Source organism: Rhodococcus sp. S3 (genome assembly GCF_058211795.1).
In genome coordinates, this window is the sequence record NZ_CM177074.1 from 103527 (window position 1) to 119011 (window position 15485).

The window sequence follows — 15485 nt, forward strand, 5'->3', positions numbered from 1 at the left end:
CCATGTCCGACGCATTCGATGTACCGATCCGTGACGAGTCGATCCGGCTCGGTCAGTTCCTCAAGCTCGCGAGCCTCATCGAATCGGGTGCAGAAGCCAAGGAAGTGATCGCCGACGGCCTCGTGTCGGTCAACGGTGAGGTGGAGGAGCGTCGCGGCCGTCAGCTGAAGGTGGGCGACGTGGTGGAGATCGCCGGTGCGAGCGCGCGGGTCGCGCACGAATGATGTGGTGACCCGCGCGCCCGGCGATCAGTTCTCGGCGCGGACGACGACGCCGTCGGAGTCGCTGTAGACGATCTCGCCGGGGTTGAACGTCACGCCGCCGATCTCGACGGGCACGTTCTTCTCGCCCGAACCGGTCTGGGTGCTCTTGCGCGGGTTGGTGCCGAGGGCCTTGATACCGATGTCGAGTGTGCGCAGGATCGCGGAGTCGCGGACCGCGCCGTTGACGATGACTCCGGCCCAGCCGTTGTCGACACCGCGACCGGCGATGATGTCGCCGACGAGCGCGGTGTGGATGCTGCCGCCGCCGTCGACGACGAGCACGCCGCCGTTGCCCGGCTCGGAAAGGGTCTGCTTGACGAGCAGGTTGTCCTGGAAGCAGCGGATGGTGGTGATGGGGCCGACGAACTCGGTGCGGCCGCCGAACTGGATGAACTGCGTGTCGCAGCTGCGGATGTCCGGGCCGATCTCGTCGGCGAGGTCTGCAGTGGCTGTGAAGGCAGTGGCGTCACTCATGGTGTGAGGATAGGCGGACGCGGTGCCCCGTACGGTGGGAGGCCCGGTCAGGACGCGCGACCGAAACGACGCTCGTAGTCCTCTCGTTCGCGGTCGGCGCGTGCGCGTGCCTTCGCGCTGAGCAGCTCCGGGTCGAGGCCGTGCTGCTGGAGCCGGTGCCGTTGCCAGATGGGCATCAACGCCACCGAGAAGTACGTCCACGGCAGCAGCAGCAACAGCATCATCGAGATCGGGATCCACACCGGTCCCGGGATCAGCAGGAACAGCAGGAGCAAGGGGATCGCCGGAAGATTCCATCGCAGCAGGTACCGGCGTGATCCGCCGGGGCCCAGGATGTCGTCGCGTACCCACTCCCGCATCTCGGGCGGTAGCGTGCGACCGAACATGTAGCCGATCCGCCGCGGGAAATTCGGTCGTGCACTACTCATCATGAGATCCAGGATAGGCCGTCACCTCTCGTACAGGCCGGTCAGCCTGTCCGCGAAGTTGTCGACGACGACCTTCCGGCGCAGCTTCATACTCGGCGTCAGATCGCCCGACTCGACCGACAGTTCGCGTTCGATGATCGTGAACTTCTTGATCTGCTCCCACCGGTTGAGCTGCAGGTTCAGCTCGTCGATGTACCCGGAGATCAGCCCGTGGGTCTTCTCGTGCCGCGCGATCTCCTCGAACGAACCGCCCGCATCGTTCCTGTTCGCCCACTCACCGACGGACTCCGGATCCAGGGCCACGAGCGCCACGCAGTAGGGCTTGCCCTCGCCGTAGACGACGATCTCCGAGGCGTAGGGGCACATGCCCTTGAACGTCGCTGCCAGCGACGACGGCGCGACGTACTTGCCCTGCGACGTCTTGAACATGTCCTTCTTGCGGTCGGTGATGCGCAGGTAGCCCTCGTCGTCGAGGCTGCCGATGTCGCCGGTGCGGAACCACCCGTCGTCGGAGAGCGACTCCGCGGTCGCGTCGGGCCGGTTGTGGTAGCCGGTCATCACACCGGGGCCCCGGACGAGCACCTCGCCGTCCTCTGCGATGCGGACCTCCGTGCCGGGGACGGGCCAGCCCACCGTGCCGATGCGGTTGGCGTAGGGACGGTTGACGAACGTCGCGGCCGAGGTCTCGGTGAGACCGTAACCTTCGAGGACGGGGATGCCGACGGCGTCGAACCATTCGCCGACGTCCGGGTTGAGTGCCGCCGAACCGGAGATGAAGAACCGCAGGTGACCACCGAAGCGTTCGCGGATGGTGGAGAAGACCAGCTTGTCGGCGAGGCCGTGCTGCAGCTTGTCGAGCAGTCCGGGCGACCTGCCGGCCTGCTTCGCCTTCGAGACCTTCCGGCCCACGCCCACGGCCCAGTCGAAGATCTTCTTCTTGGCGCCGCCTTCCTCCTCCATCATTCCCTCGACGCGCGCGTGGGCCTTCTCGAAGATGCGAGGGGCCGCACCCATGAAGGTCGGGCGGACGACCGCGAGGTTCTCGACGATCTTGTCGACGCGCCCGTCCACCGCGGTGGGGAAGCCGATCTGCAGGGGGAGGGTGAGCAGCACCTTGCCGAAGACGTGCGACAGCGGCAGCCACAGATACTGCAGGTCGTCGGAGGTGAGCATGTGCAGAGCGTCGATGGCGGCGGCCTCGTAGGTCCACGCCGAGTGCGGCAGGCGCACTCCCTTGGGCTTGCCGGTGGTGCCCGAGGTGTAGATGAGGGTGGCCAGGTGCTCGGCCCTGATGCTGTGGATCCGGTTCAGCACTGCTCCGGAGTCCTCGGCGAGCAGGCCGCGGCCCAGCTCGGCGAGTTCGTCGAAGCCGATCACCCAGTCGCCGTCGCCGGGGCCGTCGAGAACGACGACCTTCATGACCTCGGGGAGATCCCCACGGTGACCGACGAGCTTCTCCACCTGCGCTGCGTCCTCGGCGATGACGATCCGGCTGCCGGAATCGGCGACGATGAACGCGACATCCGTGGCGTGGGTTGTGGGGTAGACGGTGGTCGTCGCCGCGCCCGCGCACATGACGGCGAGATCGGAGAGCACCCATTCGTACCGGGTGGACGAGGCGAGGGCCACGCGGTCCTCGGATTCGATGCCCAGGGAGATCAGGCCGGCCGCGAGCAGCCGCACCCGGTCTCCGGTCTGTTCCCAGGTGACCGACGTCCATCCGTCGGCCCCGTCGGGGAAGCGGAAGGCCTCCTCGTCGGGTGTGGCGGCCACTCGATCGATCAACAGGCGGGCGACCGAGGGGGCCCGTTTGTCGATGACCGCTCGGTCGACCTTTTCCTCGGAGACGCGCGTCGTTGTCGTCATACTCGAAGTCTAGGTAGCGGAACCGTCCTTCTGGCGAATATAAGTAGGAACTTATATAGTGGGGCCATGCACGGGTTCGAGGTCCTCGCAGATCCGGTTCGCCGCCGCATTCTCGAACTGCTCGCGGGCGGTCCACAGGCGGCCGGCGAGATCGTCGCGGCGATCGGCCGGGAGTTCTCGATCTCCCAGCCGGCGGTCTCGCAACATCTCAAGATCCTGCGCGACCAGCGGTTCGCCGTCGTCCACAAGGACGGCACCCGCCGCTACTACGAACTCGATCCCGCGGTCCTCGTCGAGCTCGAGGACTGGCTCGCGGGTCTGCATCCCCCGGTCTTCGCGGCTCTGGACGCGCTGGAGACCGAGATCGCGCGCGGCAAGCGTGAGCGGCGGAGCCGCGACGCCGTCCCGCCCGCGCTCCCTGCTTCCGACGAGAGAAGGAAATCCTCATGAAGAACGTGATCACGAGCAACGAGACGAGTCGCCGCACGGTCGGTCGTCGCACCGTCGAGGGCCACGAGGCCAAGGTCGTCACGATCTCGCGCAGCTACCGCACGAGCGCCGAGGACCTGTGGGAGGCGTGCACCGACCCCCGGCGCATCCCCCGCTGGTTCCTGCCCGTCGAGGGCGACCTCGAGGTCGGTGGCCGGTACCAACTCCAGGGCAACGCCGGTGGCGAGGTCCTCACCTGCGAACCGCCCCGGACGTTCACGGCCACCTGGGAATTCGCGGGTCAGGTGAGTTGGATCGAGGTGTCGGTCCTGCCCGAACCGGGAGACCGTGCGCGCCTGGAACTGACACACATCGCCCGTCCCGACGAGCACTGGGAGCAGTACGGACCCGGCGCGGTCGGTATCGGTTGGGATCAGGCCCTTCTCGGACTCGGCCTGCACATCGAATCGGGAGAGGCGGTGGATCCGAAGGAATTCGAGACGTGGTCGATGTCCGAGGAAGGTCTGCAGTTCGTCCGCGACAGCAGCGCGGCCTGGTGCGAGGCCGACATCGCCGCGGGCGAGGACCCCGAACAGGCACGCGCCGCCGCCGAGCGGACGAGTGCGTTCTACACGGGCGGATAGAACGGACTCAGGCTGCGTCTCCGACGCACGTGGGTCAGGCGGGGGCTCCGACGCCGACCACGTCGAGGTCGTGGCCGATGACCAGGCGCCCGTCGAATCCGGCGCCGCATCCTTCCCAAGTGGAATCGGGGCGATTGCCCGGGACCATGTGCGAGAGCACCAAGGTTCCCACGCCGGCTTCCTGGGCGATCGGACCGAGATCCTCAATGAGGGTGTGGGATTGGATGAGGTGCTGGTAGAGCCCTTCCTGAGCATCCGTGCGGGGTTCGGGGAACAACGATTCCGGCCAGGCGGGGTCGATCACCTCATGCACCAGAACGTCCGCTCCCCGTGCGAGTTTCACGAGATTGGGGGTGGGGCCGGTGTCCCCGGAGAAGACGATCGACCCGTCGTCGCTGTCGAAACGGTAGGCGAGAGCGGGAAAGACGGGAGCGTGGTCGACCAGGATCGCGGACACCCGGACGCGGTCGTCCTCGAAGAAGGTGAACGGTTCCATGTCCGGCAGGGATTACCGTTCGGATCGGCGAGATACTGCGCCGGTACCGGAACGTCGAAGGCCTCCCACAAGGCGTCGGGGGCGGGCTTACGGTTGTCGAACAGGCGGTCGTTGAAGTCGGTGGCGAACGCCTGCACGAGCAGGTCGGTCATCTCCCGGGTGCCCGGTGTGGGATTGCCCGGTGCCACGGGTTCCGGTGCGGGGCCCTCCCCGAACAGGGGTGGAAGTACTCCGCGATTGCCCGGGCCGTAGACGGGGATCTTCTCCACGTGCTGCAGTCCGTTGTAGATCCCCTCGGTGAGGATGTTGTTGAGGTCGACAACGTGATCGGAATGGAGATGCGTCAGGAAGATGCCGCCCAGCGCGTCGAGGGGGCCGTCGAGGTCGGTGGCGAAGTTGGGTCCGAGTTCCGCCCCGCGTAGGCGTCGCATGACACCGTGACCGGCGTCGACGAGGTAGTACCGGTCTCCGACCACGACGGCGGAGGAGATGCCTTCGCGTTCGCTCCCGGGCCAGTAGGGAGGACCACCCGAGGTGCCGAGCAGGACCAGGCGTGTCCGTTGCCCTCGATACGGCTCCGGCGCGACCCGGCGATCGGGTGTCGGAGCCGCAACAGCGGTGTCGGCACCGGGACTGCATGCGGTGGCCGCCACGGCCGTCGCGCCGACGGCGAAACTGGCCAACAACTTTCGCCGGGATACCCCGGCCGTGTGCAGCCGTCCCAGAACATCACACATGTGCACGCTCCCCTCCGGCCGCGTTGCCGCGAACCGTTCCGCGATCGAATGTGACGCAGACCATATGGGTGGGGTGTGTGGGTGTCGATCCGGTGAGCGCGGTCGGGCCGAACGGTCCTCGATGTTCGTGCTCAGCAGGCCGTGTTCAGTCGTCCGAGCGACGCCGCTGCCGGGCGTTCACGTGTGCGGCAGCCGAACGCAGCACCTGCGGCGTGCGTCGCGCCGCCCGGAGAACGGCGCGGTCGAAGGGGTTGAGCGAGACCCGCTTCCGCGGTGCCTGCAGGGACGGGCGGCCGGCCAGCTCACGCACGTGGCTCGAGACGAGCACCTCGCCGGGACGGGCCGCCGCGCCGATGCGCGCCCCCACGTGCACCGTCAGGCCGGTGACGTCCGTCCCGGTCGGCTCGACGGTGCCGGCGTGCACCCCGGCGCGCACCTCGAACCCGAGGCGGCGGGCCTCCGCGACGATCCGCGCCGCGCACTGCACGGCCGCCACGGGCCCGTCGAACAGGCTGAAGGTGCCGTCCCCGACGGTGCTCACCAGCTGCCCGCCCGCTTCGGTCACGGCGAACCGCACGTCGCGTTCGTGACGTGCGAGCAGTGCCCGGTAGGAGGTGTCGCCGATGCGTGCGAGGAGCTTGGTCGACCCGACGATGTCGGTGAACAGGGTCGCCGCGAAGCGCCGGCCGGCGTCGACGGGTGGGACGGACCCGCGGACGAGTTCCTCGACCATCGTCTGGACCTGCGACCACGCTTCGCCGAGCGCGGCGCCACGCGGTGACGGCCGGGTGATCACGAGCTCTCCGTGAGGCACCAGATCGGCCAGATGTCTCGCCGGACCCACCGGTATCGAACCCCCGGCGACCAGCACCACCTTCGTCGGGCACTGCACCGAGCCGAGGGCGTGCGAATAGTCGATCCGCAGGCTCGCCTCGAGGTGCGCGCTCATCGTGCTCGGCGACGCGGAGCACCGCTCGAGCATGGCCATCAACCGGCGGTTGTAGGGACTGTCGACGTGGCCGTCGGTCAACGGAACCGTGCGTCCCTCACCCCAGTGCCGGACGGCGTCGCGCCACAGCTCGACGAACTCGGCGATCTCGGCCTCCGTCCACCCGTGCGGTGGCCGGTCGTGGTCGAGCAGCGGTTCGCAGTACGGCGCGATCAGCATCAACGCATTGACCCGTTCGGGGGAGGTCGCCGCGACGAGCACTTGGGGGCCGCACGTGCTGTGGATCCCGACAAGGGTGGCGTGCCGGATCTGCTCGGCGTTCATGACGGCGAGGACGTCCTCGGCCTGCTGTTCGATCGTGGGCACGTGGTCGACGGGATCGGAGAGCCCGAAACCGCGGCGCTGGAAGTAGACGGCGCGCGAATAGGTGGCGAGTCGTTCGAAGAGCGAGTGCATGTACGGATCGGTCCACAACAGGTCCAGATGCATCTGGACCTCGAAGAACCACACGACGTCGGTCGGGCCCGTTCCGACCACCCCGTAGGCCAGATTGTGACCGTCGCGGGGCAGATACCGGGTCACCGGCGGATCCATCAGTCCAGACTATCGGGGTAAAAACTGAAGAGGCCGTGTTCCGACGAGGAGTGCGGCGGTGTAGAACTCGCGGAATCGGGCAATCCGGTCTCGAATCCGCGGGCGACGAGTTCTGTGGAGAAGGGATGAAACGATGACACGTTCGTCGGAAGCGGGTGATATCGGACGCCGTATGGCGCAGCTCGCGCGCGGTTTCTACCACCCCACCGATCTCGACGAGACCCTGCGCGGCGTGACGGCGGCCGCGGTCGAACTGGTGGAGGGGGCCGATTGCGCCGACATCCTCATCGTGACCGGCCGCAAGCAGTTCCGTTCCCTCGCCGCGACCTCGGAACTCGCCGAACACCTCGACGACGTCCAGGAGCAGTTCGGTGAGGGTCCGTGCGTCGATGCGAGCTTCCAGTACCTGGTGGTGCGCTCGGAAGATCTTCGATCGGAGACGCGCTGGCCGCGTTTCGCGAAGGCCGCGGTGGATGCGGGTGTACTCAGCACGTTGTCGTTCCAGTTGTATCTCGAGCAGGAGAGCATGGGTGCGCTGAACATGTTCTCCTTCGAGGCCGATGCGTTCGATCCGCTCGCGGAGGCGACCGCCGAGGTCCTGGCCGCCCACGCGGCGATGGCGATGAGTGCGGCGCGCAGCCAGGGACAGTTCGCCTCCGCCCTGGCGACCCGCGACATCATCGGACAGGCCAAGGGCATGATCATGGAACGTTTCGGCATCGACGCCGTCGCGGCCTTCGAACTTCTGCGCAGGCTCTCGCAGGACAGCAACGTCCCCCTCGCCGAGGTAGCCCAGGGAATCGTCCGGGCAGGGCCCGAGCGGCACGACGATCGGGAGACCGGACTCGACTCCTCGTCTGTGTGACAGCGCACATCCCACCCGGGTAGGTTTGGTGAAACCGCAAGTACTACTCACCGGTAGGGGTGCATCATGCCAGCTCCGAGCGCTGCGACCTTCCAGCGTCTTGCCGACCTCATCGCGATCCCCGACGCCGCCGAGCGGACCACCCGCCCCGTCGTCGAGGCGTTCACCGGATGGGAACTGGCCAGCGTGCCGGTCGGCACGGCCGAGGACACGAAGGCCGCGATCGACCGGGCCCGCACCGCGCAGGTGGCGTGGGCGAAGCTGCCCGTGGAGAAGCGTGCCGCGATCATGCACCGCTACCGCGAACTCGTGCTCTCCCGGCGCGAGCAGCTCATGGACATGGCGCAGGCCGAGACCGGCAAGTCCCGCGTCTCTGCGCAGGAGGAGGTGCTCGACATCTCGATGACCGCGCGGTTCTACGCGCGCGTCGCACCGAAGCTGCTGCGTCCCCGCAAGGCCACGGGCATGTTGCCGGGCCTGACGAAGACCACCGTCCTGCACCATCCCAAGGGTGTCGTCGGCGTGATCGCGCCGTGGAACTACCCGATGACGCTGGCGGTCTCGGATGCGATCCCCGCCCTGCTCGCCGGTAACAGTGTGGTGCTCAAGCCCGACAGTCAGACGCCCTACTGCGCGCTCGCCGTCGTCGAACTCCTCTACGAGGCCGGTGTTCCCCGCGACATCTTCGCCGTGGTCACCGGTCCCGGCACCGTGGTGGGCACCGCGATCGTCGAGAACACCGATTACCTGATGTTCACGGGTTCGTCGGAGACGGGACGTCTGCTCGCCGAGCAGGCCGGCCGGCGCCTCATCGGGTTCTCCGCCGAACTCGGCGGCAAGAACCCCATGATCGTCACCTCCGGGGTGAACCTGCGCGAGGTCACGAACGCCGCGGTGCGGGCCTGCTTCTCGAACTCCGGGCAGCTGTGCATCTCGATCGAGCGGATCTACGTCGAGAAGTCGATCGCCCCCGAGTTCATCCGGATGTTCGGGGCGCGGGTGCGCGAGATGTCGCTCGGTCCCGACTACGACTTCGGCACCGAGATGGGCTGCCTCATCAGCGAGAGCCAGGTCGAGACGGTGACCCGGCACATCGAGGACGCCGTCGCCAAGGGCGCGACCGTCGTTGCGGGCGGCAAGGCCCGGCCCGATCTCGGCCCGCTGTTCTTCGAACCCACCGTGCTCACCGACGTGCCCGAGGACGCCGAGTGCTACCGGAACGAGACGTTCGGCCCGGTGGTGTCGATCTATCCGGTGGAGAACGTCGAGGAGGCGATCCGCGAGGCCAACGACACCGAGTACGGACTCAACGCGTCGGTGTGGGGCGCGACGAAGGCGCAGGGTGAGGCCATTGCCGCGCGGGTGCGTGCCGGCACGGTGAACGTCGACGAGGGATACGCTCCGGCGTGGGGCAGCACCGACGCGCCGATGGGCGGTATGGGCATCTCCGGCATGGGACGCCGCCACGGCGCGGAGGGCCTGTACAAGTACACCGAGGCGCAGACGATCGCGACGACGCGCCTGCTCAATCTCGACGGCCCGCGCGGACTTCCGCGGCGGGTGTGGGCGAAGATGCTCGCCCCCTTCGTCAAGTCGATGCAGTGGCTGCCGGGTCGTTAGGGGCCGGATCGTTCTTCCGCACGATGGTGGTCGCGAGGGGCTTCTCGACGACGAGGCACAGCAGGACCCCCGCGACCACCACGAGTGGCGCGATGTACAGGTAGATCGGCACGAGCGCGTCGTTGTACGCCTCGAGAACCGGTTGCCGGAGCGCGTCGGGTAGTGCCCGGACCGCGCCGGGGGTCAGCGAATCCGGATTGTCGATGCCGGTTCCCGACAGTCCACCGGCCAGGCGCGCGGCGAAGACACTGCCGACGACGGCGGAACCGAGGGTCGCGCCGATCTGCCGGAAGTAGTTGTTGCCCGCCGTCGCGGCGCCGACCTCCTCGACGGGGAAGGAATTCTGCACGACCAGCACGAGAAGCTGCATGGACGTGCCGAATCCGATGCCGAGCACGGCGAACCAGCAGCCCAGCACCCAGATCGGGGTGTCCGTGCCGAGGGTCGACAGGAGCACCGGACCGGCCGTGACGAAGACCGACCCGATGATCGGGATCCTTTTGTAGCGGCCGGTTCTCGTGACGTACCGTCCCGCGAGCGTCGACGTCAGGAACAACGTCCCCATCATGGGGAGCATCAGCAGACCGGCGGCGGTGGCGCTCACGCCCGCGACCATCTGGAGGTAGGTGGGCATGTAGGCGGCCACGCCGAACAGTGCGACGCTCATGACGAATCCGGCTGAGGTGACGAGATCGAAGTTGCGGTCGCGGAACAGGTGCAGGCCGATTACGGGTTCGGCGGCACGTCGTTCCACCGCGACGAACAGCACCACACCGGCCGCCGTAGCGGCGATCAGCACGATCACGACCGGCGACGACCACGGATAGCGTGAACCGCCCCAGGTCGCGACGAGCACGAGAAGCGTCGTGACGATGGACAGCACGGCCGTGCCGAGCACGTCGATCCGCCGGCCCGAACCGGAGACGCGGGGCAGGCGCAGGAAGACCAGCGCCGCGACGACGGCGACAGCACCGAGCGGCACGTTCATCCAGAACACCCACCGCCAGCCGGGACCCTCGGTGAACCATCCGCCGAGCAACGGACCGGCCACCGACGACAGGGCGAAGACGCTGCTCATGATGCCGAGATACTTCCCGCGCTGACGAGCGGGGATCACATCGGCGATCGTGGCCTGCGACAGCACCATCAGGCCGCCGCCACCGGCGCCCTGGACGGCCCGGCCGACGATGAGCCACGTGATGTCCCCGGCGCGAGCGCCGATCGTCGATCCGACGACGAAGATCGTCAACGCGGTGAGCAGGAGCGGTTTTCGTCCGAAGAGATCCCCGAGTTTGCCGTAGGCGGGCATCGTGATCGTCGACGCGAGGATGTAGGCGGTGATGACCCAGAGCATCCGGTCCACGCCGTGGAGTTCGCCGACGATGGTCGGCAGTGCGGGATTCAGGACGGTCTGGTTGAGCGACGCGGCCAGCATGGCGAGCATGAGGCCGGCGAAGACCAAGGTGACCCGCGGGGCGCTCTGTTCCGGTGCCGGCGTGGCTCTTTCGATCTCGTCTCGGAGTGGGTCGGTCACGGTCGCGTGACCTCCCGGAACAACAGGCAGGTGCGACGCAGGACCGAGTCGGCGTCGGCCTCCGTCTTCCCGGGGGCGGTGAGCAGCGGGCGCAACGCGGAGCGCATGAGGGCACCGGCGACGGTGACGATCATGGCGGCGGTGTCGTGCACGGTGTTCCCGGGCGTCGGTCCGCCGTCCGCGAGACGGGCGGTGACGAGCTCGGCGACAACGGCCTCGACGTCGTCGATGTGCTGGAAGCGTCTGCGCGCGAGTTCGGGATGGCGGTCCATGAGCGCGATGTACTCGTCGTAGCCGATCTCGCGTCGGCTCGCTGCCGTGCGGAAGACCGCGAGGAGCAGGAAGGCGACCTTCTCGACGAGATCGTCGCCCGGTGCGAAGTCGAAACCGTCGGCGATGGCGTCGTCGATGACGGGGGAGGACAGGCCGAGCACGGCGTCCTCCTTCGACCGGAAGTAGTTGAAGAAGGTGCGTGGAGAAACCTCCGCTTGTTCTGCGATGGTCTCGACGGTGATGTCGGACAGGCGGGTGTGGCGTGCTGCGGCTTCGGCGGCGGCCAGGTGGATCGCCGTCCACGTGCGCACGCGTTTGCGTTCGCGGTGGGAGAGCGTCATGGTGCGGACGTCGTCCGCCGCAGCTGCAGTCATGAAGTTTTACCGTAGCGCAAATTCTCGCAATCGTAAATTATGTTCTTTAGTATGAGAGTGGCATTCTCTCATCGGTTCTTCCTGCAGGGTCGCGCATACTGATCGCCATGTCCGCGACCGGGATGGCGAACGGGGTGCTGGGGATACCGCTGACCACCCCGACGGCGACCGTGGTGTTCGCGATCCTCGCCGTCATCGGGCTGATCGTGTTGCTCGTCCGCCGCTACCGGGCGTGGTTCGTACGGGGAGTGCCCGTCGCCGTGACGGTCGCCCTCGGCCTGACGGCAGTGGCCGCCCTCCTGGTCGAGAAGGTCTGGAAGCCGTTCCCGGATCGTCTGCCGTGGGCGGTGTACGGATGGGTGGCAGTGGCCCTGCTCGCCGTCTCGCTGCTGATCGGACGATGGTTCGTGCGACGTCGCGACCGGGCCCGCCCACTCGTCGCGACGGCACTCGTGGTGTCGGCGGTACTCGTCGTGATCTCCGCCGCGGGCCGGATCGACGCGGTCTACGACGCCTATCCCACCGTTCGGGCTGTTCTCGGAATCAGCGACTACCGGACCGTCCCCTTCGACGACCCCTCTCTCCGAGCATCGCGGACCGTGCCGGTGGAGGACTGGTCGGCGCCGGACGACCTGCCTGCGACCGGGGCGGTCACCTCTGTGACGATTCCCGGAACGGTCTCCGGATTCCGGGCGCGGGAAGCCCGCGTCTATCTCCCGCCGGCCTACTTGTCGGCTCCACGACCGGAACTGCCGGTGCTGGTACTGCTCGCCGGACAGCCCGGCAGTCCGGAGGACTGGCTCGTGGGCGGACATCTCCCGTCCACCATGGACGCCTATGCCGCGCAGCATCACGGCCTGGCGCCGGTCGTCGTGCTCGCGGACGGCACCGGAGGCCAGTTCGACAACCCCTTGTGCGTCGACTCGCATCTCGGCAACGTGGCGACCTATCTGGCCGTCGACGTTCCGGCGTGGGTACGGGACGACCTGCAGGTCGACGACGACCCACGGGCACTGGCCGTGGGCGGACTCTCGTACGGCGGAACGTGCGCACTGCAACTCGCGACCACCCGGCCGGACGTCTACCCGACCTTCCTGGACATGTCGGGGCAGGCCGAGCCGACCATCGGTGACCGGGCGTCGACGATCCGGGACGTGCTCGGTGGTGATGCGGAAGCATTCGCGCGCAACAATCCTGCCGACCTGCTCGCACGCAATCGGTATCCCGATTCCGCCGGTGCTTTCGTGGTGGGACTCGACGATTCCGAATACCGTGCCGGGGTGGAACAACTCGCTTCGGCGGCTCGGAGCGCGGGGATGGACGTCCACCTCACCGAACTGCCGGGCACACACAGCTTCGCCCTGTGGTCCGCAGGGCTCGAGAAGGAGTTGCCATGGCTCGCACAACGACTCGGGCTCGGCAACTGATGCGCCGCACAGGGGCGGGGATGCTGATGTCCCGCACAGGGGCGGCGGTGCTCCGGGCGCCCGTCTCGTGCGGACTGCTCGTGCTGATCTGGCTCCTGGCGGTCGTCACCGGTTCTGTGAGGAGCGGGCCGTCGCACGCAACGGCATCCGAGATGTCGCTCGGGATCCCGAATATCACCGACGGCCACCTGTGGACACTGTGGACTTCAGGGTTGTTCGCCTCCGGTCCCGGTGAGTATGTGCTCGGAAGCATTGCGATCCTCGCCGTCGCGGTGCCGGTCGAACGTCGCATCGGCAGTCGCAGGTTCATGCTCGCCGCGCTCGTCTCACAGGGCCTGGGTGCGGCACTCGCATTGCTCGTGGCTCAGGTCGCCTCCCTGGTGCCGAACCTGTGGGGCAGGGAGCTGCACACCCACCTCACCGAGGACCCGCTGGCGTGGGTGCTCGGCGTCCTGCTCGCCTCCACCACCGCGATGGGCACTCTGTGGCGTCGCCGCATCCGGACACTCCTGCTGGTGTTCCTGGTGACCGCAGCCTTGTTCGCCGGACACCTGCAGGACGTGAACAGGGTGACCGTCGCGCTGGCCGGGTTGCTCGCCGGCCCGCTCCTGTTCGGACGCGGTGTGCGCCGTCCTGTGCTCGGCGGCACCATCCGGGAACGCCGCACGCTCGTCGCGCTCGTGGTCGCAGCGAGCGTGCTCGGCCCGATCTTCGCGGCGCTCTCCCCGCACTCGATCGGACCGCTGTCCGCGCTACGCGAGCTGTTCGAGCAGGTTCCCTACACCCCGCGAGAACTCGTCGAGGTGTGTGCCGATCCCGCGCTGCACGACGAGTGCAGGAAAGGGCAACAGGCCCTTCGACTCTCCGGTGCAGGTCCGCTCGTCGCGAATCTCATGCCGTCGATACTGCTGCTGATCGGTGCCGAAGGGCTGCGTCGAGGGCGGCGGGCAGCATGGTTCCTCTCGGTCGGAGGACACATCGTGCTGATCGTCGTGGCCGCCGCGAGCACGATCGTCCGCGTGACCGAACAGGACGAGACCCGCTCCCTGCTGTACGGAATCCACCGGCACAGCTCCGTATCCATGGAACTCGCGCCACTCCTCGCGCTGGTCTCCGTGCTCGCCCTGTTGCTGCTGACCCGCACCCTCTTCGATGTCCGTGCACCGCGGGGAACCTATCGCCGGGTCTGGGCCGGAACCGCGTCCGCCGCCGGCATCGCGCTCGTGACGTACGTGGTGGTGGGCACGCTGGTGGCGGACGGGTTCGATCGTGATCCCGGCATCGGCACCTTGCTCCGCGACGCACCGCGCCGGCTCCTTCCGCCGGTCTACCTCCAGCTCTTCGAGCCTCCCGTGATGCCCCTCGACACCGCCGCCACCCTGTTGTTCGAGTGGATCGGCGTGATCGTCTGGATCGCCTTCTGCGTGCTCCTGTGGCGCAGCTTCCTCGTGCCCCCTGCCGGGGTCGACCTCGGCGACGAGCAAAGGGTGCGAGAACTCCTGCACGACCCGGGCGGCGGATCGATGTCGTGGATGACCACCTGGGCGGGGAATCGGTACTGGTTCGGCGCCGACGGCAGGCACGCCGTGGCGTATCGGGTCCACTCGGGTGTCGCCCTGACGGCGACGGATCCGATCGGTGAGCGTGCCTCGATGACCGAGGCGATCGACGAGTTCGCGGCGTACTGCCTCGGCAACGGATGGACACCCTGCCTGTACTCGGTGGGCGAGGAGACGGCGGCGATCGCCCGGGACCACGGTTGGACCTGTCTGCAGGTGGGTGAGGAGACCGTCGTCGATCTCGCGGACCTCGCCTTCAAGGGCAAGAAGTTCCAGGACGTCCGCACCGCGCTCAACCGTGCTGCCAAGGACGGGATCGAAGCGAGATGGACGACCTTCGCCGCCGCGCCACTGTCGGTGACCGAGCAGATCGTCGACATCTCCGAGGAATGGGTGGCCGACAAGGGACTGCCCGAGATGGGGTTCACGCTCGGAGGACTCGCCGAACTGCGCGATCCCGAAGTCCGGTTGCTGCTCGCGGTCGACGCGAACGACCACGTCCATGCGATCACGTCGTGGATGCCCGTCCACCGGGACGGGAAGGTGGTCGGGCTGACGCTGGACTTCATGCGACGACGTTCGGACGGATTCCGGCCGGCCATGGAATTCCTCATCGCGTCCGCGGCACGGTCCGCCGCCGACGAGGGCCTCGAATTCCTGAGCTTGTCGGGGGCACCCCTCGCGAGTGTGGACAGTGGGTCCGGACTCGACCGAGGAGCCCTCGACGCCCTGCTCGATCTGCTCGGCCGCACGCTCGAACCGGTATACGGATTCCGCTCGCTGCTGGCGTTCAAGGCGAAGTTCCAACCCCGTTACCGCCCGCTGTACATGGTGTTCCCGGACCCGGCGGCGCTGCCGACCATCGGGATCGCGGTCGGTCGTGCCTATCTTCCCCACATGTCCCTGGAGGAAGGCGGACGCCTGGTCACGCACCTGTTGCGCCGATGACGGTT

The 15485-nt window shown here is 67.8% G+C and carries 15 protein-coding genes; 7 read left to right on the forward strand and 8 right to left on the reverse strand.

Features of this window, described 5'->3' with window-relative positions; genetic code table 11:
* Positions 1-2: 2 nt before the first annotated feature.
* Positions 3-224: an RNA-binding S4 domain-containing protein gene (locus AC0LPE_RS00470; protein ID WP_064064212.1), complete on the forward strand. Its 222-nt coding sequence runs from the start codon at positions 3-5 to the stop codon at positions 222-224.
* A gap of 24 nt (positions 225-248) precedes the next feature.
* Here the strand turns inward: AC0LPE_RS00470 and rraA are convergent, their stop codons facing one another.
* Genes rraA through AC0LPE_RS00485 form a run of 3 tightly spaced genes read right to left on the reverse strand, consistent with a single transcriptional unit; the run spans position 249 to position 3031 of the window.
* A complete protein-coding gene (rraA, locus tag AC0LPE_RS00475) occupies positions 249-737 on the reverse strand; it encodes a ribonuclease E activity regulator RraA (RefSeq protein WP_016934073.1) in 489 nt (162 codons plus the stop codon).
* A gap of 47 nt (positions 738-784) precedes the next feature.
* Positions 785-1168 carry a DUF5313 family protein gene (locus AC0LPE_RS00480; protein WP_026003270.1) on the reverse strand — a complete coding sequence of 128 codons (384 nt, stop codon included), beginning with the start codon at positions 1166-1168 and terminating at the stop codon, positions 785-787.
* A gap of 18 nt (positions 1169-1186) precedes the next feature.
* Positions 1187-3031, reverse strand: a complete 1845-nt coding sequence (locus AC0LPE_RS00485) for an AMP-dependent synthetase/ligase (protein WP_490605414.1) — start codon at positions 3029-3031, stop codon at positions 1187-1189.
* A gap of 66 nt (positions 3032-3097) precedes the next feature.
* Between AC0LPE_RS00485 and AC0LPE_RS00490 the strand changes: the two genes are divergently transcribed.
* Together AC0LPE_RS00490 and AC0LPE_RS00495 are read left to right on the forward strand one after the other, a co-directional pair.
* Entirely contained in the window at positions 3098-3481 is a 384-nt protein-coding gene (locus AC0LPE_RS00490; protein ID WP_016695037.1) for an ArsR/SmtB family transcription factor, read from the forward strand.
* Positions 3478-4104 (forward strand): SRPBCC family protein, encoded by a 627-nt coding sequence (locus tag AC0LPE_RS00495; protein WP_016695040.1) that lies wholly within the window; start codon positions 3478-3480, stop codon positions 4102-4104. Before AC0LPE_RS00490 ends, AC0LPE_RS00495 begins: the two co-directional genes overlap by 4 nt.
* A gap of 34 nt (positions 4105-4138) precedes the next feature.
* Here AC0LPE_RS00495 and AC0LPE_RS00500 read toward each other — a convergent pair whose 3' ends face one another.
* The 3 genes from AC0LPE_RS00500 to AC0LPE_RS00510 form a co-directional block, all read right to left on the reverse strand.
* A complete protein-coding gene (locus AC0LPE_RS00500) occupies positions 4139-4561 on the reverse strand; it encodes an MBL fold metallo-hydrolase (RefSeq protein WP_490605415.1) in 423 nt (140 codons plus the stop codon).
* The gene (locus AC0LPE_RS00505) at positions 4444-5283 is read right to left on the reverse strand and encodes an MBL fold metallo-hydrolase (RefSeq protein WP_490605416.1); all 840 of its coding nucleotides are present in this window, start codon (positions 5281-5283) and stop codon (positions 4444-4446) included. Before AC0LPE_RS00505 ends, AC0LPE_RS00500 begins: the two co-directional genes overlap by 118 nt.
* Before the next feature lie 199 nt (positions 5284-5482).
* On the reverse strand, positions 5483-6880 hold the full coding sequence (locus AC0LPE_RS00510) for an adenylate/guanylate cyclase domain-containing protein (RefSeq protein WP_490605417.1): 1398 nt from the start codon (positions 6878-6880) through the stop codon (positions 5483-5485).
* Positions 6881-7013: 133 nt separating this feature from the next.
* Here AC0LPE_RS00510 and AC0LPE_RS00515 point away from each other — a divergent pair, with 133 nt between their 5' ends.
* A complete protein-coding gene (locus AC0LPE_RS00515; RefSeq protein ID WP_490605418.1) occupies positions 7014-7745 on the forward strand; it encodes a GAF and ANTAR domain-containing protein in 732 nt (243 codons plus the stop codon).
* 66 nt (positions 7746-7811) lie between these two features.
* Positions 7812-9365 carry a succinic semialdehyde dehydrogenase gene (locus AC0LPE_RS00520; protein ID WP_490605419.1) on the forward strand — a complete coding sequence of 518 codons (1554 nt, stop codon included), beginning with the start codon at positions 7812-7814 and terminating at the stop codon, positions 9363-9365.
* On the opposite strand, the gene AC0LPE_RS00525 is transcribed toward AC0LPE_RS00520, so the two are convergent.
* Complete coding sequence (locus AC0LPE_RS00525) at positions 9334-10899, reverse strand: MDR family MFS transporter (protein ID WP_490605420.1); 1566 nt, start codon at positions 10897-10899, stop codon at positions 9334-9336. The two genes, AC0LPE_RS00520 and AC0LPE_RS00525, sit on opposite strands and share 32 nt — an antisense overlap.
* Positions 10896-11546 carry a TetR/AcrR family transcriptional regulator gene (locus AC0LPE_RS00530; RefSeq protein ID WP_490605421.1) on the reverse strand — a complete coding sequence of 217 codons (651 nt, stop codon included), beginning with the start codon at positions 11544-11546 and terminating at the stop codon, positions 10896-10898. The genes AC0LPE_RS00525 and AC0LPE_RS00530 overlap by 4 nt, the downstream gene beginning before the upstream one ends.
* A gap of 107 nt (positions 11547-11653) precedes the next feature.
* On the opposite strand from AC0LPE_RS00530, the gene AC0LPE_RS00535 reads away from it, so the two are divergent.
* Both AC0LPE_RS00535 and AC0LPE_RS00540 read left to right on the forward strand, forming a co-directional pair.
* Positions 11654-12973 carry an alpha/beta hydrolase gene (locus AC0LPE_RS00535; protein WP_490605422.1) on the forward strand — a complete coding sequence of 440 codons (1320 nt, stop codon included), beginning with the start codon at positions 11654-11656 and terminating at the stop codon, positions 12971-12973.
* A gap of 20 nt (positions 12974-12993) precedes the next feature.
* On the forward strand, positions 12994-15480 hold the full coding sequence (locus AC0LPE_RS00540) for a bifunctional lysylphosphatidylglycerol flippase/synthetase MprF (RefSeq protein ID WP_490606398.1): 2487 nt from the start codon (positions 12994-12996) through the stop codon (positions 15478-15480).
* Positions 15481-15485 lie beyond the last annotated feature (5 nt).